Origin of the sequence: Reichenbachiella sp. MSK19-1 (assembly GCF_003590315.1) — a bacterium.
GTDB lineage: Bacteria > Bacteroidota > Bacteroidia > Cytophagales > Cyclobacteriaceae > Reichenbachiella > Reichenbachiella agariperforans.
In genome coordinates this window covers 16,797-41,756 of record NZ_MIER01000021.1, presented here as the reverse complement: position 1 = coordinate 41,756, position 24,960 = coordinate 16,797, and the positions used below count along the sequence as shown (strand labels likewise).

At 43.1% G+C, this 24,960-nt stretch carries 26 protein-coding genes and 1 tRNA gene; 13 read left to right on the top strand and 14 right to left on the bottom strand.

Annotation, left to right across the window (positions count from 1 at the left end; translation table 11 throughout):
- The first annotated feature begins 38 nt into the window (after positions 1–38).
- The 3 genes from BGP76_RS18120 to BGP76_RS18110 all read left to right on the top strand — a co-directional run bounded on the left by BGP76_RS18120 (position 39) and on the right by BGP76_RS18110 (position 4,026).
- Positions 39–1,457, top strand: coding sequence for a PQQ-dependent sugar dehydrogenase (locus BGP76_RS18120; RefSeq protein ID WP_073125311.1), 1,419 nt, complete (start codon positions 39–41; stop codon positions 1,455–1,457).
- 178 nt (positions 1,458–1,635) lie between these two features.
- Positions 1,636–3,423, top strand: a complete 1,788-nt coding sequence (locus tag BGP76_RS18115) for a tetratricopeptide repeat protein (protein WP_119845737.1) — start codon at positions 1,636–1,638, stop codon at positions 3,421–3,423.
- Positions 3,424–3,486: 63 nt separating this feature from the next.
- Positions 3,487–4,026, top strand: a complete 540-nt coding sequence (locus BGP76_RS18110; RefSeq protein WP_073125317.1) for a hypothetical protein — start codon at positions 3,487–3,489, stop codon at positions 4,024–4,026.
- A 3-nt stretch (positions 4,027–4,029) separates the two neighbouring features.
- On the opposite strand, the gene BGP76_RS18105 is transcribed toward BGP76_RS18110, so the two are convergent.
- The 4 genes from BGP76_RS18105 to BGP76_RS18090 all read right to left on the bottom strand — a co-directional run bounded on the left by BGP76_RS18105 (position 4,030) and on the right by BGP76_RS18090 (position 9,548).
- Positions 4,030–5,313, bottom strand: coding sequence for a hypothetical protein (locus BGP76_RS18105; protein ID WP_147407517.1), 1,284 nt, complete (start codon positions 5,311–5,313; stop codon positions 4,030–4,032).
- Entirely contained in the window at positions 5,297–6,292 is a 996-nt protein-coding gene (locus tag BGP76_RS18100) for a kelch repeat-containing protein (protein ID WP_119845735.1), read from the bottom strand. Before BGP76_RS18100 ends, BGP76_RS18105 begins: the two co-directional genes overlap by 17 nt.
- The gene (locus BGP76_RS18095; protein ID WP_158584330.1) at positions 6,289–7,599 is read right to left on the bottom strand and encodes a DUF4270 family protein; all 1,311 of its coding nucleotides are present in this window, start codon (positions 7,597–7,599) and stop codon (positions 6,289–6,291) included. The genes BGP76_RS18100 and BGP76_RS18095 overlap by 4 nt, the downstream gene beginning before the upstream one ends.
- Before the next feature lie 161 nt (positions 7,600–7,760).
- Positions 7,761–9,548, bottom strand: a complete 1,788-nt coding sequence (locus BGP76_RS18090) for an ABC transporter ATP-binding protein (protein WP_119845733.1) — start codon at positions 9,546–9,548, stop codon at positions 7,761–7,763.
- A 193-nt stretch (positions 9,549–9,741) separates the two neighbouring features.
- Between BGP76_RS18090 and BGP76_RS18085 the strand changes: the two genes are divergently transcribed.
- The 7 genes from BGP76_RS18085 (at position 9,742) to coaE (ending at position 14,886) form a co-directional block, all read left to right on the top strand.
- Positions 9,742–10,845 carry a Glu/Leu/Phe/Val dehydrogenase dimerization domain-containing protein gene (locus BGP76_RS18085; protein WP_119845732.1) on the top strand — a complete coding sequence of 368 codons (1,104 nt, stop codon included), beginning with the start codon at positions 9,742–9,744 and terminating at the stop codon, positions 10,843–10,845.
- A 59-nt stretch (positions 10,846–10,904) separates the two neighbouring features.
- Complete coding sequence (gene nusB / locus BGP76_RS18080) at positions 10,905–12,014, top strand: transcription antitermination factor NusB (RefSeq protein ID WP_158584329.1); 1,110 nt, start codon at positions 10,905–10,907, stop codon at positions 12,012–12,014.
- A gap of 2 nt (positions 12,015–12,016) precedes the next feature.
- Positions 12,017–12,322 (top strand): YtxH domain-containing protein, encoded by a 306-nt coding sequence (locus BGP76_RS18075; RefSeq protein ID WP_073125338.1) that lies wholly within the window; start codon positions 12,017–12,019, stop codon positions 12,320–12,322.
- Between the two features lie 151 nt (positions 12,323–12,473).
- The gene (locus BGP76_RS18070; protein WP_073125340.1) at positions 12,474–13,007 is read left to right on the top strand and encodes a DUF1573 domain-containing protein; all 534 of its coding nucleotides are present in this window, start codon (positions 12,474–12,476) and stop codon (positions 13,005–13,007) included.
- Between the two features lie 26 nt (positions 13,008–13,033).
- A complete protein-coding gene (yajC, locus tag BGP76_RS18065; RefSeq protein ID WP_073125342.1) occupies positions 13,034–13,342 on the top strand; it encodes a preprotein translocase subunit YajC in 309 nt (102 codons plus the stop codon).
- Between the two features lie 9 nt (positions 13,343–13,351).
- A complete protein-coding gene (locus BGP76_RS18060) occupies positions 13,352–14,305 on the top strand; it encodes a hypothetical protein (RefSeq protein WP_073125345.1) in 954 nt (317 codons plus the stop codon).
- The gene (coaE, locus tag BGP76_RS18055; RefSeq protein ID WP_119845730.1) at positions 14,302–14,886 is read left to right on the top strand and encodes a dephospho-CoA kinase; all 585 of its coding nucleotides are present in this window, start codon (positions 14,302–14,304) and stop codon (positions 14,884–14,886) included. Before BGP76_RS18060 ends, coaE begins: the two co-directional genes overlap by 4 nt.
- A 225-nt stretch (positions 14,887–15,111) precedes the next feature.
- Here the strand turns inward: coaE and BGP76_RS18050 are convergent, their stop codons facing one another.
- The 5 genes from BGP76_RS18050 to BGP76_RS18030 form a co-directional block, all read right to left on the bottom strand.
- Positions 15,112–16,803 carry an ATP-binding protein gene (locus tag BGP76_RS18050; RefSeq protein WP_158584328.1) on the bottom strand — a complete coding sequence of 564 codons (1,692 nt, stop codon included), beginning with the start codon at positions 16,801–16,803 and terminating at the stop codon, positions 15,112–15,114.
- Between the two features lie 239 nt (positions 16,804–17,042).
- The gene (locus BGP76_RS18045) at positions 17,043–17,414 is read right to left on the bottom strand and encodes a hypothetical protein (RefSeq protein WP_119845728.1); all 372 of its coding nucleotides are present in this window, start codon (positions 17,412–17,414) and stop codon (positions 17,043–17,045) included.
- A gap of 252 nt (positions 17,415–17,666) precedes the next feature.
- Entirely contained in the window at positions 17,667–18,353 is a 687-nt protein-coding gene (locus BGP76_RS18040) for a hypothetical protein (RefSeq protein ID WP_119845727.1), read from the bottom strand.
- 81 nt (positions 18,354–18,434) lie between these two features.
- Complete coding sequence (locus BGP76_RS18035) at positions 18,435–19,229, bottom strand: (Fe-S)-binding protein (protein ID WP_119845726.1); 795 nt, start codon at positions 19,227–19,229, stop codon at positions 18,435–18,437.
- Between the two features lie 4 nt (positions 19,230–19,233).
- Complete coding sequence (locus tag BGP76_RS18030) at positions 19,234–20,544, bottom strand: (Fe-S)-binding protein (RefSeq protein WP_119845725.1); 1,311 nt, start codon at positions 20,542–20,544, stop codon at positions 19,234–19,236.
- 85 nt (positions 20,545–20,629) lie between these two features.
- On the opposite strand from BGP76_RS18030, the gene BGP76_RS18025 reads away from it, so the two are divergent.
- Positions 20,630–20,702: transfer RNA gene (locus BGP76_RS18025), tRNA-Phe, on the top strand.
- A 419-nt stretch (positions 20,703–21,121) separates the two neighbouring features.
- On the opposite strand, the gene BGP76_RS18020 is transcribed toward BGP76_RS18025, so the two are convergent.
- The 3 genes from BGP76_RS18020 to BGP76_RS18010 are packed head-to-tail and all read right to left on the bottom strand — an operon-like array spanning position 21,122 to position 22,302.
- Entirely contained in the window at positions 21,122–21,502 is a 381-nt protein-coding gene (locus BGP76_RS18020) for a YccF domain-containing protein (protein ID WP_119845724.1), read from the bottom strand.
- A gap of 30 nt (positions 21,503–21,532) precedes the next feature.
- Positions 21,533–22,078 carry a GNAT family N-acetyltransferase gene (locus BGP76_RS18015; RefSeq protein WP_255416161.1) on the bottom strand — a complete coding sequence of 182 codons (546 nt, stop codon included), beginning with the start codon at positions 22,076–22,078 and terminating at the stop codon, positions 21,533–21,535.
- Complete coding sequence (locus BGP76_RS18010; protein ID WP_147407515.1) at positions 22,078–22,302, bottom strand: hypothetical protein; 225 nt, start codon at positions 22,300–22,302, stop codon at positions 22,078–22,080. The genes BGP76_RS18015 and BGP76_RS18010 overlap by 1 nt, the downstream gene beginning before the upstream one ends.
- Before the next feature lie 111 nt (positions 22,303–22,413).
- Here BGP76_RS18010 and BGP76_RS18005 point away from each other — a divergent pair, with 111 nt between their 5' ends.
- Positions 22,414–23,007: an HAD family phosphatase gene (locus BGP76_RS18005; RefSeq protein ID WP_119845721.1), complete on the top strand. Its 594-nt coding sequence runs from the start codon at positions 22,414–22,416 to the stop codon at positions 23,005–23,007.
- 40 nt (positions 23,008–23,047) lie between these two features.
- Positions 23,048–24,106 carry a DUF4421 family protein gene (locus BGP76_RS18000; RefSeq protein ID WP_073125373.1) on the top strand — a complete coding sequence of 353 codons (1,059 nt, stop codon included), beginning with the start codon at positions 23,048–23,050 and terminating at the stop codon, positions 24,104–24,106.
- Here BGP76_RS18000 and BGP76_RS17995 read toward each other — a convergent pair.
- Together BGP76_RS17995 and BGP76_RS17990 are read right to left on the bottom strand one after the other, a co-directional pair.
- Entirely contained in the window at positions 24,103–24,567 is a 465-nt protein-coding gene (locus tag BGP76_RS17995; protein WP_147407514.1) for a hypothetical protein, read from the bottom strand. The genes BGP76_RS18000 and BGP76_RS17995 overlap by 4 nt on opposite strands.
- Positions 24,568–24,897, bottom strand: coding sequence for a Dabb family protein (locus BGP76_RS17990; protein ID WP_119845719.1), 330 nt, complete (start codon positions 24,895–24,897; stop codon positions 24,568–24,570).
- Between the last annotated feature and the right edge of the window lie 63 nt (positions 24,898–24,960).

Below are 24,960 nucleotides of genomic sequence, written 5' to 3'. Positions count from 1 at the left end.
CGTACCATCTTTCGCACTGCTTTCTTTACTTTTATCCCATGAAAAAAACAATACTATGGGGCACTATACTATGTTTGGGCGCATGGTTGGTAGCTTGTCAGTCTAACAAAAGCCCAGAAAGAGACTTTAGTGCAGCCAAAGAGCGCTTCACCACAAACTGTAGCGGCTGCCACGGCGCACAAATGGAAGCTTTCACTGATAGAAAATGGAAACACGGCAATGCGCCAGATAGCCTATTCAAAACCATCAAGTATGGATTAAGCGATTTAGGGATGCCAACTTTTGAAGCAGCTTTCACAGACGAAGAAATTAATGACTTGGTGGCTTACATCCGTACGGGGATAGAAAATACTGGACAATATGAATTTGAAGAAGAGACCGTACGATCTGACACCTTTCCTGCTACTGTAGATTTTGATCTCAAGCTTGATACAATATATAGTGGAGGTGAAGTTCCATGGGGGATGGTATTCTTGCCAAATGGAGATCTCCTAGTCACAGAGGTAAAAGGCGAGCTACTTAGAATCAATGCGAAACAAGAAAAAACAAAGATCAAAGGCGTACCTAGTACCCAACAGTTCGGGCAGGGAGGACTTATGGATATTGAACTACATCCTGATTTCGACGCTAATCAGATCTTATATATCTCCTATTCGAAAATCAAAATAGAGGGGAGCGACACCCTTGCCACTACAGCCATTGCTCGGTACAAATATGCTGGAGATAGTCTGACAGATGGGAAAGACTTGATAGTGGCAACACCCTACTCCAAAAAACCTTATCACTTTGGCTCGCGCATCGAATTTGATGCCGCGGGATATTTATTCTTCTCCGTGGGAGATAGGGGCAGCAGAGACGTCAATCCTCAAAACCTAGACAATCACTGTGGCAAAATCCACCGGATTCTGGACGATGGCAGTATTCCAGAAAACAACCCATTTGTTGGAGACTCAACTGCTGTACCTAGTATCTATTCTTATGGCCACCGCAATCCTCAAGGAATTGCTTTCAACCCACAGGATGGACTCCTTTGGGAGCACGAACACGGCCCACGTGGTGGAGATGAGCTGAACATCATCCAGGCTAGCCTAAACTACGGCTGGCCCGAAGTGTCGTATGGCATCAACTATGACGGTACGATATTCACCAGTGACACCACGCGTCAGGGGATGCAATCACCTGTACACTACTGGGTACCTTCTATTGCGCCATGTGGCATGGATTTCGTCGATAGTGATCTATACCCAGGATGGGAAGGACAGTTACTGACCGCTTCTTTGCGATTCAAATATCTAAATCTATGCAAAATCGAAGGAAAGAAAGTGGTAGAAGAAGAGCGCCTACTCCATAACATAGGACGAATACGCAATGTCAAAGTAGCGCCAGATGGCTATATCTACGTGGCAATCGAACAGCCTGGTTACATTTTCAAACTCTTACCTATCAAAAAATCGTAACACAAATCATATCAAATTATGAATAACAAAATATGGTTATTCATAATTTGATATTTTTAGTTATTACTTGATATTGTCTAACTTGTCTAGTAATAGACTTAACACCACATCATATTACCCATAGTCTAGTAGCAAGCATCATTTTGACTGACTAGTAAAATCTAACTCATGAGGTTCTATGCTCAAACACCTACTAACCTGGATATCGTACAGCGTCATCACATCCAGTGTCTGTGCCTTTTCAAATAACTCAGACAGCCTAAACCTCATCTTAAAAAACATAAGTGGGGACTCTACTACGGTCATCTGGCTAAACGGCCTTGCTCAAGCCACATATCGTAACGATACTGATTCTGCACTATGGTACGCGGAGCATGCTTTGCATATAGCCAAACAAATTAATTACGCAATAGGAGAAGCAGAGAGTTATCGAAGAATGGGACTCATATACAAGAACCAAGGAAATTCGAATCGAGCATTGGAACTATTACTACAATCGAAGAGCATCTACCAACAGATCGGCTTAACATCAGAAATGGCTCTGTTAGACAACAACATTGGCGGTGTATATAGAAGACTCGGCCAGTACCCGCATGCACTCAGTCACTACCTAGAGTCTATCCAGGTTGCAAAATTGAGTCAAAACCAAAGATTAGAATCCATGGTGTACAATAACCTAGGGATCCTCTACAAGCATGTAGGCATGTATGATAGCGCAATGACCAACTATTATAAATCGATAGAAATTAAAAAGAAAATAGACCCCCAATCGTTGGGTTCATCCTATACTAACCTAGGGATGATCAAACTTTTGTTAAAAAACTACGAAGAAGCGGAACAGTATTTCGCCATTGCGCTAAAATTAGACCTAGAACAAAATGACGGGTGGGGAAAAGCCAATACCTATGAAAACCTTGGTATGGTACATTTAGAAAAACAACAATATGATCAAGCCCAACATTATTTCGAACAAGCCCTCGAAGGTTTTACTACAATCAAGGCTCAAAAAGATGTGGCTGTAATTCTCTCCCTTATGGGAAAAACTCAAAACAAAAGAGGTCATTATTCTGATGCGATCCCACTGCTCATAGAAGCTCAAAAAACGTTTAAAGAAACTAAATCTCCACTCGAAACATCAAGGACGTGGCATGAATTGGCTCAAAGTCAATTCGGTCTAAAACAATTTGACGAGGCGCTCATGTCCATCAAAAATGCGCTATCAATCGCTGAACAAATAGGAGCACTAAAAGAAGCCGTCCAAGCTTACGAACTTCTATATCAAATATACGGCACGCTAGAGGATGGCGAGCGGACTTATCAATATGCCCAACGGTACATCTCTATGAAAGACAGTCTTTTTAATCAAGAGCAAGTCGAATACATCGCCCTATTAGAATCACAAAATCAAATATCTAAAGTCGAACAAGAAAACCTCCTCCTCCTCAAAGAGAATCAACTACGAGATACACAATTAGAGGCTTCAAACCTTAAAATCCTAAGACAAAATGCGATACAATGGACACTCATTACTTGCCTTATTTTTGCGGTAGTGGTCGCGGGTTTCTCCTACTATTTCTACAACAGGAGAGTTAAAACAATTCAGCTACTTCAGATTCTAAATTCTGAAATCAATCAGCAAAAAGAACAAATCGCATCACAGGCCGAAGAACTCACTAAAGTCAATTCAGAAATGAAACACATGAATGGTTCACTGGAGGTTTTGGTTCAGGAACGCACTCAAAAAATAGAAACGCAAAACAAAAAACTGCGTGACTATGCCTTTGCCAATTCGCATGAAGTGCGTGCACCGCTAGCCAACCTACTAGGGCTTATCAACCTGACACAAAAAAACAACATGACTCCCGAAGATCTCCAAGTCATCCTAGACAAAGTCCATTCGCAAGCGATAGATTTAGATCACATCATCACCAAAGTCAACAAGCTACTAGAAGAAGAGAAACTCTAAACTCTACAGCATTCCCATTGGATTCTTAGCTAATTTAGCGGTCTCAACATAGTTGTCAGAACATTGAAAACTGTAAACAAAAAATATCTCTACTGGGTCATTTCCCTCGTCTTTATTGGTGGGATACTGATCTCCATATATGCTATACTGGGCGGTTTTGACAAAATCCAACTAGCACAATCGAACAATAATGTTTACAGCATCGCTGGCAAATATGTCCAAGGTCATCGCATGCATATCGAAGAAGGTAAAATCTTCAAAGAAGTGCGTGACCTGATCCAAAGCGAGAAAATAAAGGGAGAGCTCTGCATGATCGATTATGAATCTGACACACTAGAATCGGACGAGATCAACCGATTTATCGGCGTACTGCTGGACGATGAAATCACTGCGATCCCTAGTAAGTTCCAAGTCATCGCACTCACTAGTGCTAGAAGCTACAAAGCTGCGCTCACCATGCATCCGCTCGTCATGCCCAACACCGACAAGGTCAAACAAGCACTTGTAGACTATGCTGCGCTGCAACAGGACAGTCTACAAGACTTAAGCTTAGAAGTGTACTACACAGACAACTCTGTATTGGTAGAGCGATTTGCTAAATAATTATTACTGATACTGTCTTTTCTTGAACCACTTGTTGCGCAGACTAAAATTGACGGACACCTCATGCGTTGACTCATAGATCAGGTTGTTTTCTCTAGTACCATTAAACTTGCGTAAGTATGCAATGTTAACCACACTACCACTCCGCAAAGGCATACTAACTCCTCCCGTCACGCCCACTTTCCCAAAACTCACCCCCTCTATCGTCAAATAAGAGTTTTCATAGTAACCTCCTACTCGATAACTCATACGAGACATATAATTATAGGAGGATCGATCAGGTGTCACTTCCATCCCTACAGCATATCGCCAAGTATCATTGAGGTCACTATCATAGCCGTCCAACCTGACCTGACTCCACTGGTTATATTCCACATCTGCCGCCAAAACGAGTTTGTCCGTATTAAGGGACAACCCAAGGCCAAATTTCTGTGGGAGCATGTAGTCATCAGTATATAGCTCCTCTTCCAAAATCACATCTGATGTACCATCACTCAAATCCGTCGCACTAATCTGAGACAGGGTAGAGCCTGACATCAAATTAGCTTGCTTATACACCGCGCCGAGATTGATGTAATATTTCTCTCTCTGAAACCGGTAGTTCAAACTATACTCTGCATATACATCCTTGATATTAACCGAATTTTGGATATAGAACTGCTGTATATTCTGATCACTTGTCACGTATTCGGTCTGATCGATGTTGCCAAATATAAATGCCAGCTTTAGCCCTACTGAAAGGTTCTTAAACAGCGACACTCCATTAGAAAAATAGAATTCATTGAGTCCTCCACTCCCTTTGTAGAGGACATCATAGGTTCCCTCCTGAAACGAATTCACATCGGTCTCATTGATATTGTACCCTACATTGCTGTAGGGGTTCAACCCCACCATACTATTCCATCGCTCATTGATTTTGAACCAAAAGCTCAAACTAGACAATCCTCCATGCCCTGCACTCTCCGTAGCATCCCCTGATTCATACTGAGTAGCGGCATAGTAAAATCCGACATTCCCTATATGATTAAAATAGTTGCCCACCAGATCATTGGCGGCAGGGTTCACGGTATTGAGATAGTATGGGGATGAAAGTCCTATGGATGCAAAACCCATACCACGAGACTGCACAGAGGATGCTGGAGTCAACTCCCCCACACCAAATATGGAATAAACAGAACCAGCTCCGTTTTGTCCACTCACTTGGCTGGATAGAAATAGGAGAATCCCCCCCAACACACCTCGAATGCAATAAGTAATACCTCTACTATGATCAATCATCCTCGTCATAGGTCTCATTAGGCTCAAACTCCCATATATCATCATATCTATATGAGCCGCTCTGGCCAAGTGCTACATAGGATCTGCCGTTGATAGTGAAACCTACAGCACCAGATCTACCAGACCCCTCGAAAGCGGTTTTTTCCTCCCATACATCAGAACCTGGTGTATACTCCCATGTAGTATTCACGTTAGAACCCAAAGAGCCTACGGTGATATACCCCTTTCCACCTTGAACAAAGGCTACTGCACTTTCTCTAAGAATATCATCATAGTCATCATCTTCATCGATATCCGTCAACTGAGCCCAATCGTCTGATAACGGATCGAACTCCCAAAAATCAGATTCATATAGCCCATTGTTAGAACCTGTACACACATAGCCATAGCCATCTATCACAAAGGACACTGCACTTCGGCGTTTCTCTCCTTTCAGGCTCACTACCTGTACCCACTCATCGTTCTCAGCATTGTATCGCCAAAAATCTTTCAAATGTCCTCCATCATAACCCGTACCGACATAGCCATAGCCTCCCGCTGCAAAACCAACAGCTTGATACCGTGCTGGCCCTGCAAAATCAGACACCTGAGCCCACGTATCCGTGCCGCTATCATACTCCCAAAAATCACCAAGCTCCTCTTCTATTTCGTCATCATTGTAGCCTGTACCGACATAACCTTTGTCTCCGATGCTAAAAGCGACTGCTCCCGATCGACCAAGCCCTGGGAAGTCACTAACCCTTTGCCAAAAATTCTTCTCTGCATCATAAGTCCAAAAATCCGTGAGGTAGTCATCTCCATCGAATCCTAATCCCACAAAAGCTTTGTCTCCTATCACAAAGGATACCGCGCCTGATCGCCCGACACCATCGAAGGACGATCGCTTGACCCAGTTACCATCCTCTACTGTATCGTCTGTATCCGTAGTACAAGATGCAATCAGCCCTAGCAACAGTGCCAGCATCCCTATCTCTAATTTCCTTTTCATTGTTTGATTCTAATTACGTTTAACTTGATTTTGCTATTTTCATCCCCTCCATGTTGATCCCAAAGTATCAGGTGATCGACCGAACTCCTAAATGACTCGTCTTCGAACCGGAGCAGTAAGCCGTCTTCATTCAGCTCAACATTGTTGGCAATTTGTTCTTCTATAAAATCGGTGATATCCAGCGTGTATTTTCTGTCATAGCCATACTCTGAGTTCACGTCCAGACTAATTGGCATCTCATAACTTCTAAGCAGATCCATGTGATCATCCACACGATTGATGGCGAGGTTTTGAAGCATGGACAGTTCTTCTGGCAGTTCATTCCCTACAGCTAACTCCAGCTCTACATTATTGATAAGCAACTCATCATCTCTGGCCAATATATCTCTGATATAAGGGATGTCAATTCGGATAGCTAACCCCAACCCAGATTGGACAAAAACTCGATCTCCAGCATCATCCGAAGAGATTTCCTCTCCGCTCAATGAAGCCAAAGTGGTTGCAGAACGATCCGCTGACAAGTGATTAAAATAATAATCACTTGTCCCCAGTTCAAACCCTAGGTATTGTTCTTCTGGGTCTTCATCCGCATAGTCGTTATAATACAAACGCAACTCAGCAGACAGACCAAAACCCAGTATGCATCCCTCAGTACTCGGGGAAATATGAACTCCTTTAAAAAATTCTTTAAAGTCATCGATCAACACTTCGTCCTCTCCCAGAAAATCAAACAACTCATGTCCACGGGTCAGGTCTAGATCTATTTCGATCGAGTCGCCTGTGTAGGGCTCTGGTCTGAAAGTATGTGTTCCTAATAAGAATGGTGTATTCTCTGATTCCGTTTTAATTGTAAAAGATGAAAAATTGTACAACTGATCGTCATCATCTAATTCCAAATCTTCGGCTAGTTCATGTACTTCTATCTCCATATACTGCGTGGTATCCCCGAAAGAATAACCGTCATAATGCAGAATCAAACTAGCATGTGTAAAGGAAAAATCTGCCCCTGATGGGAAGTTGGTATAGGTCTCGTTCCCAACCTGGAAATATGTCTCTGCGGTCAAGCGGCCAGCCTGGTTATGATCAGCGATCCCCACTAGCAATCTAGCCGCATCACTGGTTACAATACTATCCAACTGTACGGTGGACATTTTGAGCGTCAGTGTATCCCATGAGAGTACCTCGAACGAAACATCATCAAAAAAATCTGAACCTATCTCTGTTTCACTGTCCGTGCATGACACCAGTACGGTAGCCAAAATCGCCACGCCAAATAACGCATGTTTAACTACTGCGCATCTACTCATCCCCTTTTTCATCCGAAGCATTGTTTATGTTCAGAAAGGGAATGTCTTAAATATTTTTTTGGTTGCCCCTAATTAGGTCTTGAAAAGAAACGGAAACACAAAGCGCTAACTATCAATGTATTACAAAGTGTTAAAAACCATTTTTAACATTTACAGGAGTCTTATGAGACAGTTTCTTCTCCTTGAATTTGCTTCTCGTAGAGGCTTTTGTAGATACCTTTTTGGGAGATCAGTGTCTGATGACTGCCTTGTTCGCGGATCGTTCCTCCATCCAAAACAATGATATGATCCGCCAACTGTGCACTGGAAACACGATGTGATATGATCACGGTCGTTTTGTCCACCATGATTCTTTTCATACTATTCAAAATACTATTTTCCGTTTTGGTATCTACCGCAGAAAGGCAGTCATCCAAAATCAGTATCTTCGGAGATCGAGCTACAGCCCTGGCGATGGATACCCGTTGCTTTTGTCCTCCTGATAGCGTAATCCCTCGCTCACCCAAGACTGTCGCCATCCCCTCTGGAAATTTGGCAATATTCTCAGTCAAATCTGCATTGTCGGCAGCTGCTTTGATTTGCGCATCAGTCATCTGTCCATTCCCAAAAGCGATGTTGTCACGGATACTCTCCGAAAACAAAAACACGTCCTGAGGCACATAGCCTATCGCTCCCCTCACAGACTTCAAATCAAAATCCTTAATAGGCACTCCATCCAGAGACACTCCTCCAGACGTGGTATCATACATTCGACAGATCAGGTTTGCTATGGTGCTTTTGCCTGAGCCTGTCGTACCGATGATGGCAATAGAATCCCCAGATTTTACATGAAAGGAAACATCCTTCAGCGCCTCGATACCCGAATCTGGATAGGTAAAGCTCACTTTATCAAAAGTCAGCTCTCCTTTAATGTCTTGGCGAATATTTTTTTCTGACACAATATCATTTTTCACACTCAAAAACTCATTGACCCGCTTCTGAGAAGCAGCCGCGCTTTGTATAATGCTCGTAATCCAGCCCAGTGAAGTCACCGGCCAGGTCAGCATATTGACATAGATGATGAACTCCGCGATATTCCCCGTAGACAATTCGCCTCTCAGTACACCTACTGACCCGATATACACCGTCAATATCGTGCTAAGCCCGATCAAACTCATAATCAACGGAAAAAACAATGCCTGCACAAAAGCCAAGCGGAGCGACTTGGTTTTGTAATCATCACTCGCTTCGGTAAATGATTTATCATAGTCCTTTTCTCTGACGAAAGATTTAATCACACGGATACCCGAAAATGCCTCTTGAACGAAAGTCGAAAGGTTAGATTGACTTCTTTGGATTTGCTCTGATCGGCGATTGATGATATTGTTGACGTAGTAAATACTAAAGGACAGAAAAGGTAGCGGAATCAGAGAATACAATGTGAGCTCCACATTGATCGAGAGCATGAAAGGAATCACAATCACGAACATCGCCGCGAGGTTGATACCATACATGATGGCTGGCCCTACATACATTCGAACTTTACTAACATCCTCGGAGATTCTGTTCATCAGGTCTCCTGTGTTATTCTTACGATAGAAACTCAGCGGCAAAGTTTGGTAGTGTTCGTATATTTCATTTTTGAGATCATACTCTATCAGTCTAGACATTACGATGATTGTCTGACGCATAAAAAACATGAATACCCCTCTCAACAGAGCTGAAGACAATATAATCGCCGCAAAAACAAAAATACTCCAAACAAAGGTGTCATAAGTATCGCTTTGCAATGAGATACCATCAAACAAATTATATACCTGAAAGCTCTCCTGAATAAGGTCAAAGGAATGACGAACGATCACCGCAGGCACCACGCCGAACAAATTGGCGATGATGATAAAAACCGTCCCCAATAGCAGATGATACTTATACTTAAACAGGTATTTATTGATATGTGCGAGCTCCTTCATTCAGCAGACTGAAAACGTTTTTGTCCAAAATGCAATATTACAACTCAAACGGCATTGTTTTTGGAAAGTTGACTGCTTATCTTAAGTCAAAACAAAAGCATAACATTAATACCATTTTCCCACGCAGATTGTGATTAAAAAACGTCTAAATTTGCGTCCGTAATTTTTAACCCATAAAAATTCGACACCAAAAATGATAGAACTAACAGAAACAATGAACGAGAAAGTGGTCTCCCTATTTTCTGAAATAGAAGACATGAATCATGAGCAGGTCGTACTCTGCCATGACAAAGAGACGGGATTGAAAGCCATCATTGCGATACACAATACCGTACTAGGGCCTGCCATGGGCGGTACACGGATGTGGAACTACGCCAGTGAACAAGAGGCCATGACTGATGCGTTGAGACTCTCTCGTGGCATGACACTCAAAAACGCTATCGCTGGGTTGAATATTGGAGGCGGGAAAGCCGTCATCATCGGTGATGCTAGCAAAATCAAAAATGAAGCACTGATGCGTCGCTTTGGCAAGTTCGTACACAGTGTCGCGGGAAAGTACTACACCGCAGAAGATGTCAACATGACGACTCGTGATATGGAATACATCCGAATGGAAACACCCTACGTCACTGGCCTACCTGAGTTCATGGGAGGAGCAGGTGATCCATCTCCATACACTGCCTATGGTGTATATATGGGTATGAAAGCGGCTGCCAAAAAAGCCTACGGCTCGGACGATCTCAGTGGTAAAAAAGTCCTCGTTCAGGGAACTGGGAATGTCGGTACACACCTGATAGACTATCTCACCAAAGAAGGGGCTAAAGTTTCGGTCTCCGATATATTCGAAGATAAAATAAAAAAAATCACCGATAGATTCGCCGTAGACATCATACCTGCTGATGAAGTAGCTCATGCCAACGTAGATATCTACGCCCCCTGTGCACTCGGTGGTACACTCAACGACACGACTATCAGCCAACTACAGTGCGATATCGTAGCAGGGGCAGCCAACAACCAGCTACTCGATGAGTTAAAACATGGCAACCAATTGCTCGAAAGAGGCATTTTGTATGCCCCAGACTTTTTAATCAACGGAGGGGGGATTACCAACGTATACTACGAATATGCTGGCAACCATAGCCAAGAACGCGTCATGAAGCAGACCGAACTCATCTATGATACGACGTGTCGAGTATTTGACCTGAGTCAACAATCAGGAAAAACACCACACGAAGCAGCAATCAAAATCGCAGAAGAAAGAATTAAATCAATAGGTAATATTAAATTGCCTTTATAAATCAATTAAACAGAGGATAGGATACAATGCTCAATAGACGTTCTTTACGTATCAAGGGAATGCAATCGATATTTGCATACCATACAACCAAAGAAGCAGACTACAACATCTGCAAGAAAAAAGCGCAAGATCAGTTTTTGCCCGATCTCAACTCCATGGAAGTCCAAGACAAAGAAGGGCTTGCTAAGGACAGAGAGGTGGTGGCTAAAACCTACGATCAGATACACGAGTCAGGCATAGATAGCCTAGAAGAAGGGATCAAGCCAGAAATCATCAAAGAAGCCAAATTCTTTCTAAGAGAGTGGCAAAACAAGCAGGAGGAAAACAAACAGCACTTTCGCAAAAGAATGATCTCTGACCTATCGACTATCTACGACGACTATATCAAGCTCCTCTACCTCATCGTAGAAATAGAAGAGCTAATTAGCGCGCAGAAATCCAAAAAAGGAATAGAGCATAACAACTTCGCCAAAAACACGCTAATCAAATCACTCAAAAACTGTGAAGAGTTTCAAGTGGAAGTATCCAAAAAGAAAATCGCCTGGGACTCTGACCTCATCCGGTCATGGCACAAGGAGTTTTTGAAACCTGAAGAGTTTTATGAAGAGTATGATAACATGGCGCCTACCAAGTTCGAAGACGATCAGGAGATCTGTCTAAAGATCTACAAGGCGATCATCTTCAAAAACGAACGAGTCAATGAGTACTTCGAAGCATTAGATATAGGCTGGGAAGAGAACAAACCCATCCTAAAGAGCATGGTACTCAAAACCCTCAAATCTATAGACGAAACTGGATCAGAACCACTACTAATGGAACTATCCAAAAACTGGGACGAGGACCTCACCTTCTTGAAAGAACTCTACGACATGACCATCGACGATGAATCAGACCTAGAGGGGCTGATCAAAGAAAAATCTAAAAACTGGGAAATTGACCGTGTGGCCATCACCGACCGTATCATTCTCGAAATGGCACTATCAGAGATGACACATTTCCCATCCATCCCTGTCAAGGTTACGATCAACGAATACATCGAACTGTCAAAACAATACAGTACCCCAAAAAGTAAACAGTTTGTAAATGGATTGCTTGACGTACTTTCTGTAGATTTACAGAAGCAAGGACGCATTAAGAAAAGTGGACGTGGACTCCTAGACAATAAATAACCATGAGTAAAAATTCAAATTCATTCTTAGCATTTTTGACTGGCGCAGCAGCTGGTGCCTTATTCGGAATTCTCTACGCTCCTGACAAGGGAGAGAACACCAGAGACAAGCTTACTTATCGCCTAGACAAGTACCGAAAAAAACTTGATGAAGCCATTCAAGATTTCGTTGATGGAAAAGAGCTCTCAGCCAATGATGCCAAAACCGAAGGACAAAAAATCGTAGATGACGCCAAAGAAAAGGCCGAAAAACTATTGGATGATGTCAACGGGCTCATCAACCAAATCAAAGGCGAAGAAGTAGCATAATTCAGCACAGATTGTTAACGACTTGTTAAACCAGCAAGTGCATATTTATCAATCCAGTGTCTTTGTTACATTTGCTACCGTTATAGCGTAGTGTATATACGACTACTCTATACACAATCAGTATATGTATTAATCAAACAATTTTTAAAAAATGAGAAACATAACATTATTATCTGCTATGGTCGCTGTATTCGGACTAGCTATCGTAGGTTGTTCTAGTGCTGACCTAGAAAGCAGAGTTGCTAGACTAGAAGGTAGAGTTGCTGAACTCGAAGGACAAGGAACTGCCAACTCTAGAGCTACTGCTACTGCACAGCCAGCAACTACTGCTGCTCCAGAAGTAAAGCCTGATGGCCCATTACCAACATTCGCTTTCGCAGAAGAGAACCATGACTTTGGTAACATCAACGAAGGTGACGTAGTAGAGCATGTATTTGAGTTCGAGAACACAGGTGATGCTCCATTGATCATCTCTGATGCCAAAGGATCATGTGGATGTACTGTACCTGAGTGGCCAAAAGAGCCAATCGGAATCGGCGAAAAAGGAGTGATCAAAGTGAAATTCAATAGCCGTAAAAAGCCGGGTATCCAGAACAAAACAGTTACCATCACTGCGAACACGTTCCCTACACAAACAAGAATCAAAATCAAAGCTGACGTGACGCCTGCGCCGACCGATAGCTAATTCAAACATTCATAAGATACTTTTAGATGTTCAATCAAATATTATTGCAAATAGGTGGAGAGGGAGGCTATTCTAGCTTCATCATGCTCGGCGTTATGGCCGTAGTGTTCTTCATCTTTTTCATCCGTCCCCAGCAAAAAAAGCAGAAGGATCAGAAGAAATTTACCCAAGAGGTAAAAAAAGGTGACCAAGCGATCACTATCGGTGGTATACATGGCAAAATCGTAGAAGTAACTGATACGACTGTGACATTAGATATCGATAGAGGAACTAAAATCGTCATCGAAAAATCTTCGCTATCCATGGAGCTAAGCAAAAAAGCCAACGAAAAATAATTCATGTAAATGAGCTTATTTAGGTTTTTTGCACCTGGACTAAAAGAAAACTGGAAGGTAGTCTTACTCTCAATCTTGGGAGCGACTACCTTCTGGTTTTTTAACGCCATGAACAAAAGCTACAGCACTAGGCTGGACTATCCCATTGCGTACGAGTTCAACCAAGACAGTGTCGTCGTAGTAGACCCTCTCGTCAAAAACGTAAAAATAGTCGTGACCAGTGGTGGATGGAACCTCCTGCGCAAAACACTCCGTATCAACGCCACCCCTATACTTGTCCCCTTGGACAATCCTACAGAAATCCGTTTTCTGACCCGTTCTAGTTTAGTACCGATGATCTCTGAACAGCTCGACGGACTCAAACTCACCTATGTCGTGACGGACACCTTGTTTTTCAACATCCAAGAGAAAGTTACCAAAAAATTAGCCATACAAGTAGACAGCATCAATATCCCGCTCAAGGACAGCTATCGTCTAACCTCCCGCATTCGAATAGCCAACGACTCTGCAACCTTCTCTGGCCCCAAGTCCTACATGGACAGTCTCGATCAGTCAGTCTTGATACGATTCACGGACAAAAATATTGACAGCAACTTTGACGAAGAACTAGGCTACCAACTCGACAAAATTGTAAAGTCTACACAGAAGGAAACCAATGTCAAATTCGACGTGGCACGCTTCCTCTACAAAGACATCACCATCCCCATTGAGTTCCTGCATTTTCCTGAAGACTCCTCTGCGGTGGCCAGTCAATCTGATATCAAAATCTACTATACGATCAACGAAAACTTCGAAGACGAAGTAAGTGAATCGGACTTTAGCGTCACCGTAGACTATACGATGATGAATGATCGTGATTCAACCATTACCCCCATACTCATGTATGCCCACGACAAAGCACTAGATATCGTACTGGCACTAGACAAATTAAGCGTAGAGTTCCCTCCAGCATCCTTCAGATGAAAATCGTAGGCATCACCGGAGGAATAGGATCAGGCAAAAGTACTGTTTGTCGGATATTCCAAATCCTCAACATCCCCATATACGATGCGGACAGCCACGCGAAAGCACTCATCCATGAAGATACTGTAAAGCAACAGATTATAACCACATTCGGCACAGAAGCCTATCTAAACGACCAACTCAACCGTGACTATATGGCGCAGCAGGTTTTTTCAGATGGCAATAAAGTAGAGCAACTCAACAGCATCGTTCATCCAGCGCTAGCCAAACACTTCAAACAGTGGGTCAAGGAACAGTCCAGCCCCTATGTAATCAAAGAAGCTGCCATTCTGATCGAATCAGGATCTCACCAAGCCTGTGATGTAGTCGTTAATGTATCGGCTCCCATCACCCTCCGCATCCAACGCATCAAAACCCGAGACACTTTTCGAAGCGAGACGGAAATTCAAGGTATCATAGACAAGCAGCTCTCCGACGAGGAGCGCAATCAAATCGCCGATTTCACTCTCACCAATGACGAAAAATCCCTACTTATCCCACAAGTCCTTAAGCTGCACCAAGCAATCTTAGAGAAAGAATAGGCTTCAATCACACCGTCATAGCCCTGCTTTGACAGGGCTATCCCCATTGGTGAGAACCGATTTTGTTAACGCCAAGTGCAATATCTATTAATGAGAAAAGAGGTAATAACGCTTTTTTTAAGAATCTAAGATCGGTCAAATATAAAGGACTACTGACCTGTGAACATAGGAAGAAACTGCTATTTAAAATCGAACTTAGATCAAGAAGTCCTAAAACACATCAGATCACTCTTCCACAAACAGCGGGAAGTACACCCGAAAGCATGATCCTTGGGATTCCTTGCTGGTCACAGTGACTTTTCCTTTGTTGAGTTCTACGAACTCACGGACCAGGTTAAGCCCTAGGCCAACTCCCTTTTCTCCATCAGTCCCCCAGCGCTTGCGCTCACCATCAAAACCAAAGAGGTTCTTCATCTTGTCTTCTGGTATCCCGATTCCATTGTCTTCTACGACGAATACTGCATAGTCTCCCTCTCGCTCTACTGTCAACGTAACCGTCCCACCTTCTGGGGTGAATTTTAGGGCATTGCTGACGAGGTTTCTAATGGTGGTGGTCGCGCTATTCACATCCACGTGCACCATGTACTCGGAGTGCACCTCCTCCGTCATCGTGATATTTTTAGCATTGGCAGAGTTGCTCAGTACACGCAAGGTTGGGTTACAAATCTCCTCGGCACTAACCTCCTCAGGATCATACGGGAACACACCCTGCTGGTTCATCGCCCAGTCTAGCAGATTGTCTAGTAGCGTGGATAGCTCGTGAGAAGAATTCTCCAAAATGCGACCGATGCGTTTCAACTCCACATAATCTCCGTCCTCTATATACAACTGAATCAACCCCGCCACACCACTAAAATTGGAGATTGGTCCGCGTAGGTCATGTGAAATAATAGAGAAAAACCTATCCTTGGTGGCATTCAGCTGAAGGACACGTCTGTGCTGCCCTTCTATCACTTGTCGCTTACGCCTAACAACATTCGCGGCACGTACTTTCATGTGGTAGAGCTGCCACAGCACCACCACTACCACCAGCAGCAATATAACAAACACCCCACCCGCAGCGAGCAACACCCTGCTGATATAAGCTTCCTTTTGCAGGAGGTCAACTTCTTTTTGTTTGAGATCTACTTCGGCCTGTTTCAGCCCCACCTCAAACTCCGTACGAAGGTCTGCCATCTTACGCACCGTTTCTTCGTTGTTGATGCTATCACGATAGGTGATGTACTGACTTTGAAAATAATGTGCTTTTTTAAAATTGCTCTGGCTGCTGTATAGCTCCGAAAGCTGAAGACTGGCGTCTCGAATTTGTTCTTTTAGTCCTTCTTTCCTTGCCAATTTCAATGCTTCGATATCTAATTCTATAGCTTCTCTAAAATGACCTTGTTCGGCAAGAACATGGGATAACTCTACCGAAAAATAAGATATTGAATAGGAATCACCTACTTCCTTAAGCAAAAGAATAGCTTCACTCAAGTATTTTACTGCAAGGCTAGACTCGTTTATGTTTTTATAAATTAACCCCTTATTTCCCAATGCATATGCACTACCAATTGTATAGTTGATCTTATCATAGAATGATTTTGCTTCATCCAAATAGATTATAGCACTATCAATATTCATTTCCTTTCTGTAAGACTCACTTATATTTAGATAGGCAGAAGCCAGTCTTAAAGTATCATTTAAACTCAAATAAATATCTATTGACCTTTTATAGTACTCGATTGATTTATCATAATCTCCTAATACGTGATAGGTTCCGCCCAAACTTAAATAACACGTTGAAACACCGACAGAATCATCATCAAACTGATAGTACTTTGCTGCATCCACATAGTGCCTAATAGCTGTTTTTAGGTTGCCACTTAACCTCTGACCATCGCCCATCACAATCTGTGCTGCACCGATAAGATTATTCACCCCTAGTTTCCTACTACAGGTATCAAGCTTGTTTCCATATTTAATGATCTCTTTTAGGGCTGATGAATTATTTGCGATCTGTTTATAGCAGTGACATTTAACAGAATCGGATATCATCTGATCAGAATCCAAATACTTCTTTATACTATCAGCAATGGTGGAGTTTTGTTGACCAAAAGCCCCAGAAAAAAAATAGCCTAACATGTAGGCTATTAAAATTGCTTTTTTTTTAACAAGAGTCATACAGGAACCCGAATAATTGGATCCAAAGTATAAGTAGTGCCTCCAGTCGAAAACATAATATTAAATGCTTCTGTGCCATTTGCCGTGCCTACCGTTCCTTTCCAGCTCGGCGCAGCAGGGTTGGTTCTAAACAAATTAGCTTGCCCTTCTTTGGCTGTGATACCTGTTAACAGTACAGGAGTGGCATTGTCATAGGCTGAGATGTGAAAAATGATATCATCTCCTTCATTTGCATTGATCTGAAAATCTGTCGACCCTTCTGGATCAGTCACGGTAGAATCATACAATAAACAAGCTCCTGGTACATCAGATGGGTTAGAAGTCAAAGTAGCCGTATCTACGACCAAGGTAACATGAATTGTCGCCATAATAATTAGTTAATTAAGTTATAAGATTATACAATTAGTTCCTCTCGTGCTGCACGTTAATATTAAGCAAAGCCTCCCATATATAAAAGGTATCTTCTTTACGAATTGGATAAATCTGTATGACACCACTGGTCCCTATTCTATTTCAGGATTTATCTGTTTTTGGATTGTATTATTCTGTTTTTAAATCCAACGATACCCCGACCTTACGTCGGAGCATGACGAGGCGAAGAATACAATTGCTATGAACCACTAGCGGACTAATACGAATAGCGTATCGGCGGCTCCTGCACCGAATACAATATCCTTGATCGTATAGTAGATGGTATTCTCACCTTTTCGGCGTTTCTCAAAAGAGTAGGGCAGAACGAAAGCTCCGAGCTTCTTGTAATCTTTGTAGAAATACTCAAAATCAACCTTGGCACTGAGGTCTGCATAGACGACATACTTGTACAGCAGGTAATCTGCGCGATCGATATAGAAGTCGACGAAATAGTTGTCATAGAAAGTCATCCTGATGACTACAAATTCTTGACTCCCGATGGTTTCTGTCCCCAGCCAAAACAAATCGTGTCCATCGAATTCACCTAGCTGTAGCGGCGAGCCAATCGTAGACTCTATCTCCAACAAGGCCTGTTCTTGGACTGTGAGTTCCCGAAGCGAGTCTTCCTTCCAACTTTCCAGCACTTGTCCCTCCTCACCATCAAACACCATGACGAAGCGATGATCCTTTGATACCGTCTCTTTACGTACTTTGTTGGGTCGCTTTTTGGTGATATGGTAGATTCGTGGAGTTGCAGCCCCTTCACGCTCGATCATCTCTACCTGTACCGAGCGCATAGCGGCCAGAGATTGCTCTCCCACAGCAGCTCTGTGCAGTTCCAAAACCGCATCCAAGTTCTGTGCAAACCCTGAACACACATAGCAGATACTCCCCATACAAAATAAAAGTAGCTTCGAACCCATAGACCCGAAGCTACTAAAAATACTGTTAACCCTCACAGGGCTAGGCGAGTCAACTTACTGCCCCATGGACTCCTCTATAATCTCCGCGATATCTTTGACCTGCATCTCGGTTTCTTTCTCTTTGTTTTTGACACCATCGGACATCATTGTCATGCAGAAAGGACACGCCGATGCAATCACCTTAGCTCCCGTACCTATCGCCTCTTCAGTACGGTCGATATTGATCTCCTTGTCTCCTTTCTCTGCGTCTTTGAACATCTGCCCTCCACCTGCTCCACAGCATAGTCCTTTGGTCTTGCATCTCTTCATCTCTACCAGGTCTGCATCTAGGGACTGTAGCAGTTCACGTGGCGCTTCATAGACGCCATTGGCACGACCGAGATAGCACGAGTCATGATAGGTGATCTTCTGCCCTTTGTAGTCTCCTCCTGTGATTTTAAGCTTGCCCTCGTTGAGCATCCCTTGGAGGAAAGTCGTGTGATGTACCACTTCGTAATTACCTCCTAGATCAGGATATTCGTTTTTGATGGTATTGAAACAATGCGGGCAAGCTGTTACAATTTTCTTGATGTTGTACATATCCAGTAACTGGATATTGGACATGGCCTGCATCTGAAACAGAAACTCATTGCCTGCTCTTCTGGCAGGGTCTCCTGTACAACTTTCCTCAGAGCCGAGCACGGCATAGTTCACACCGAGGTGATGGAGTATTTTGGTAAAAGCAACGGTGACACGCTTGTACCTATCGTCAAAGGATCCAGCACACCCTACCCAAAACAATATCTCTGGGCTTTCACCCTTGGCTTGAAGCTCCGCTACCGTCGGCACGTTTATCGTTTGATCACTCATGGTCTTATTTTTTGTCGTTTTTCAAATCATCTGCCCAGTTGAAACGGTCGCTTGGCGCGAATTTCCATGGAGCAAAATTGGTTTCTATATTAGCAAACATGGCGTTCCATGATGCAGGCGAGCCAGATTCCTCCATCGCGACGTAGCGTTTCATCTCTAAGATGATCCCTAACGGATCGATGTTGATAGGGCAAGCCTCAGTACAGGCGTTACAGCTCGTACAGGCGTTAATTTCTTCTTTGGTGATGTAGTCACCTAGCAAGCTTTTTTCAGTTCCTTCACCTTTGCCTATTTCTTCGATTCTGTCTCGCGTATCCATCATGATCTTGCGAGGGGACAGTGTCTTTCCAGTCAAGTTTGCAGGGCACTCTGACGTACAGCGTCCACACTCCGTGCAGGTATAGGACTCCATCAAACTCTTCCAACTCAGGTCGGTCGCATCCTTCGCGCCAAACCGCCCGATCTCATCAGGACTCGCTGTAGGTGCTTCTACAGGCATCCCGAGCATCGATTTCACCTCGGTAGTCACCGCATCCATATTGTTAATTTTCCCTTTAGGATTCAAATTAGAATAATAGGTATTGGGGAAGGCCAAAAAGATATGAAGGTGCTTCGAATAGGTCACATACAGCGCGAAAGCCATAATCCCAACAATATGAAACCACCATGCTCCACGCTCGGTCAAGATCAATAAACTCGTATCGAACATCTCCATGATCGGTACGAGTGCGGATGAAATCCACAACTTGCCCGTCTCATGATAGCCAGCTACTTCTCTGGCTTGCAGGACTTGATCCGCAGCATTCATTTTGAGAATAGCCATCATCAAGGTGATCTCAATGATCAGAATCAAATTGCCATCCATGGCAGGCCAACCTTTCATCTCTGGCATAGTGAAGCGCGGTACTTTGACCACATTTCTTCGGATCAAAAAAATCACACAACTCACCAAAACACCCAAAGCTAAAAATTCAAAAAAATTCATCGCTACATTGTAAAACGAACCCAAATAAGGCGCAAAGACACGATGTGTCCCGAGGAGTCCATCAATCACAAACTCCAGTACCTCTAGATTGATCACAAGAAAGCCCACATAGATGAGTAAGTGCAAAAAAGCAGGAATGGGTTTCTTGAACATTTTCTTCTGACCAAAGGCGATCAGCAACATGGTCTTCCATCTTTGGGAAGAGTTATCATTTCTATCGAGTGCCTTCCCTCGCAGGATATTGGCACGAATCTGTCGTATTCTCTTGACTATCAAATAGGTCGGAACAGCCAAGACGATCACAAAGATGATCTGAGATATCAGGGTCATAAAATTTGTTGTTTTTTCTTGTCAAATATTATCCAAAACGTTTGCAGCATTGCTAAACTTTTCTACTTTTGTGCCTCGTTAACGCGGTGATGTAGCTCAGTTGGTAGAGCATCGGACTGAAAATCCGTGAGTCGGTGGTTCGAGCCCACTCATCACCACATCATTAACAGAAGGGTTTCTTAACAGAAACCCTTTTTTTATACCATCTAAAGTACAGAAGATTTCAAACAAATAAAGTATGCGTGCATACTTTATTTGTTTCTCCCCAATCTATTTAGAATCACTCTACATCGTGGACCAATAGTCTCGGATCAGGGATCAGTCTGTAAAGTTGGGGGATAAACTCGGTAGACAGGTTCGATATTTTTATTCAAAAAAACCTCAAGGACTTATAAGAGATGGCTATTCACAAAAAACAATCATGAATTTCGAACAATGAATCTTGAATCACGAAGTGATCTACTACCTCTCCCCCAGAAATACGGATTGATTCCGAATCAGACAGATGTTGGTTTTTGCCCCAACGTCACGGTCTGATCCACCATAACGTGAAATTGGAAGAAGTAATCCAGGTTACTCATATACGCCTATCAACTACCTCTCTACCAAAAGGGGTCAGCGCCAAAGCGGCCAGTTTAAAATGCTGTTTGGCAAAAGGAAGTCCTATAATCGTGATTGCGAACAAAATCCCAAAACCTAGATGACTCAAGCAAATCCATACCCCACCTATAAAAAACCATATCACATTCATCAGTGTAGATAGACATCCAGTAGCCTGCGGTATCTCACGTACTTCGCTACCAAAGGGCCAGAGTGCCAACCCTGCCATTTTCAAAGTCTGAAACCCGAAAGGTATTCCCACTATCGTCACCATCAAAACCACACTACTCACTAAATACTCAATAGCGATAAAGACACCTCCAAAAACGAACCAAATAATATTTCCTAATGTTCTCATGACTCATTAGTGCAGAGTGGGGCTCGTTTATTACAGCAACTCCCAACCCTTTCGCTGGATGCGGTAGATATAGACCTCAAAACCCATATACGAAATTTGCTCCTGACATTGCATACCGTTACGCTCAGCTACACGCTGTGACGGTACATTATCCGTAGCGATAATAGAAATAATCGAATTAGCCCCTAGTTGACTAAATCCGTAATCTCTGAACAGCATAGCAGCTTCAGTCGCATAGCCCTGGCCCCAGTAATCATTGAACAGCTGATAACCAATCTCCAGTTCAGTCTTGCCATGTACTGACTGTTGCAGCAACCCACATTGCCCTATCAAGTGACCTGTTTCTTTTTCGATTATGCCCTGTAGACCGTAAGTATTGTCTGCATATCGCTTGAGCTGCCGCTCCACTGCCAATCTTGCATTGTCTTCGGGTGTATCACCACCTAGATTCAAAAGGTATTTGGAATTCCCGTCTCGGAGATAAAATCCAGACCATAACTTCACATCCTCTATGGTCAAAAACCTCGTTCTTAAACGCTTCGATTCTAACCCTTCCTCATATCTATAGCTTCCCATCATCGAGCGCAGCTACAGTTGTAGTCATCCCCATAGTAGTCTTGCATCTCTGCGATCAGGGTATCTATTCCTGCTTGACCATCATAGCTTTTATTTCCGCTTAGTGCCATGGGCTGTACAAGCCCAGGAGATTCCTCCACTTGGTATGCCAAGGACAGTTCTTTGAAAGGTGCTTCTAATTTTGCTCTTTCGGGAAACGCAACGGGTATTTTGAGGATTAACATGACAGTATAACTAAACTTTGAAAGATAAAATTCATCATTTATGCTCAATAAAATAACAGATCGATCTGTAAACTGCTGCAAAGCTCTATTTTTGTTCCAAAGAAATAATATATGCAAACAGTGACTATCCCAGTACCTGCTGGAGTAAAAGGTCTCATTTTTGATCTCGACGGAACCATCATTGACTCCATGCCCCTTCACTTCAAAGCCTACAACCATAGTCTGGCACCTTGGGACATTACCTATCCTCATGATGTCTTCTTGAGTCGTGGAGGCATCCCGACGAGAGACACTATGCACATGATCGGAGAGGAAAATGGCATTACGGATTTCGATGTGGAAGCAGCACTACGGCGCAAGCGTGAATACGTAGACATCAACCTCCATGAGATCACGCTAATCGAGCCTATGATGAACATCATCCGTGCCTACCACAGCAAACTCCCCATGGCTGTAGGTACAGGTAGCAACAGGGAAACCGTCACGCGTATGTTTAAGATGTTCGGACTAGGCGACTACTTCGAACATGTCGTGACAGCCACCGACGTGAGTCAGTTCAAACCGCACCCTGAGACCTTTCTCCGATGCGCCGAACTGATCGGTATCGATCCCGTGGACTGTGTAGTATATGAAGATGGAAAACCGGGCATGGTAGCTGCCGAAACTGCAGGGATGCAAGTAGTCGACGTGACCCAGTATCTATAATCAGGTGCCGGCTTTGTTTCAACTCATCAATATACATAATATGAGGCGGCTGATCGCATGGCTTCCCTTACTCCTTGTGCCGTGTATCGGGTGGGGACAATCAACAGCAGAAGACAGCAGTACTACGGCGCTTAACTACAATCCTGACTATATCACGGATCACTTTGATCAAGTCTCTCTCAGATGGGTCACAACTCTCCAGCCAGCATATATGCTACTCCATGATGATTCGACCGGTGCGTCCATCAAGTACAAACCCAACCAGAGCATAAAAATGGGCTTTGCTTTCAGCATAGATCGTGTCCTATTCAACTTTGCTTTCAACTTACCATTTTTGAGCAAAGATGAGGAACGCTATGGAAAAACTAGCGGTATTGGCATCCAGTCCAATCTCTTTCTACGAAAGTATGTCTTTGACTTAGTCTATCAGAACTACAAAGGATTTTATATCAGCAATCCCCAAACCTACATCCCTGGATACTCCGCACGCAACTATCCACAACGCCCAGACATCAATAGCGTCAACGTGGGCGGTGCGGTAATATACATTTTCAACAATCAAAAATTTTCATACAAAGCGGCCTTTACCCAAACCGAACGACAAATCAAAAATGCAGGATCCTGGGTCACAGGAGGCTATTTCAATTACTTTTCTCTTTCCGCTGACTCGACAGTTGTACCCAGTAGACTCGTAGGCCAAGATTACAGTCACGACCTCAGACACTCTGATTTTTACACAATGGGGATCTCTGGCGGCTATGGGTATAGCCTTGTCTTTTTAAAACACATGTTCCTAACCTCTACGCTTACACTAGGATTGGGCGCTGAGGTAGAAAAAGCACATGCTACCGACCTACGAAAGGGGTATAACAAAACAACACTCGATGATTTTTTAGCACTAAAAGTAGCGTTAGGCTACAATGGCAAAAAATATATTGCAGGTATATCCGCTTTTACCACTTACACAGGGATCCTCAAAGAAGAAGACAGTTATGTCCAACGCAACATCAATAATTTCAAAATATACATCGGAATGCGTTTTGCTGAACCCAAGTTCTTGACCAAGCCTGTCAACAAAATTGATGACCTCTTCCGTTAGATATTTTTTGCCAGATATTTACTCATTCTAAAGAGTCGATTGATCGTAACAATAGTCACCGTCAAAGTCAATCCCAGCGTGATCGGAAAATAGAAAAACCCTGCAACATTCCCTTCCACTTCGCTCATCCACATAAAGAAGGTAACCAAACTGATGAGCTGAAACTTATGTCGCTCAGCGAAGGCTTCTATGAAAAATAGAGTCGTCATTTGCTCTTTGAACCGAACGACATAGACGATACGGTACACAACATAACGCACACCAAATATCATCAGCAATATCACGATGTAAAGCCCTGTACTAACCTGGGTCACATTGGTACTAACCTCCGCCGAGTAACCTAAACCATCACAAATCATATAGGCTAGCACATTATACACGGGATTTCCAAACACAGCCGCTAGTAACCACAATATTGCCCAAGGCTTTACTTCCGATAATTTCTTATCAAATACGTGCATCTACAGACTAATCGCATCGTAGACCTGCACCTTCGTCCAGAGCACCTTACATTGATCGATAAAATGCAGGTGAGCAGGTTCTACCTGATACTTGTCATGATCCTCTTTGGATTCAAAAGTCACGATCATCGAGTAAGTGTAAGAATTGTCCACGACTGGACGGTCTGTCCCTGCTGGTGTACCGAAATGCCCGAAATGTGCATATTCAGAAGATGCAATTAGTTTTTTGGCCTCCGTCTCAAATTGTGTTCTGACCTCTTGATTTTCTGGGTCTTTTAACCAAAATAATACGCTATGCGAAAATACGTGTGTTAGTTTTTGTTCACTCATGATTCTACTTATCTATTGATTTGCGATATTAAAACAGAAGCTAGTGCTTCGCAATTTTTTCGA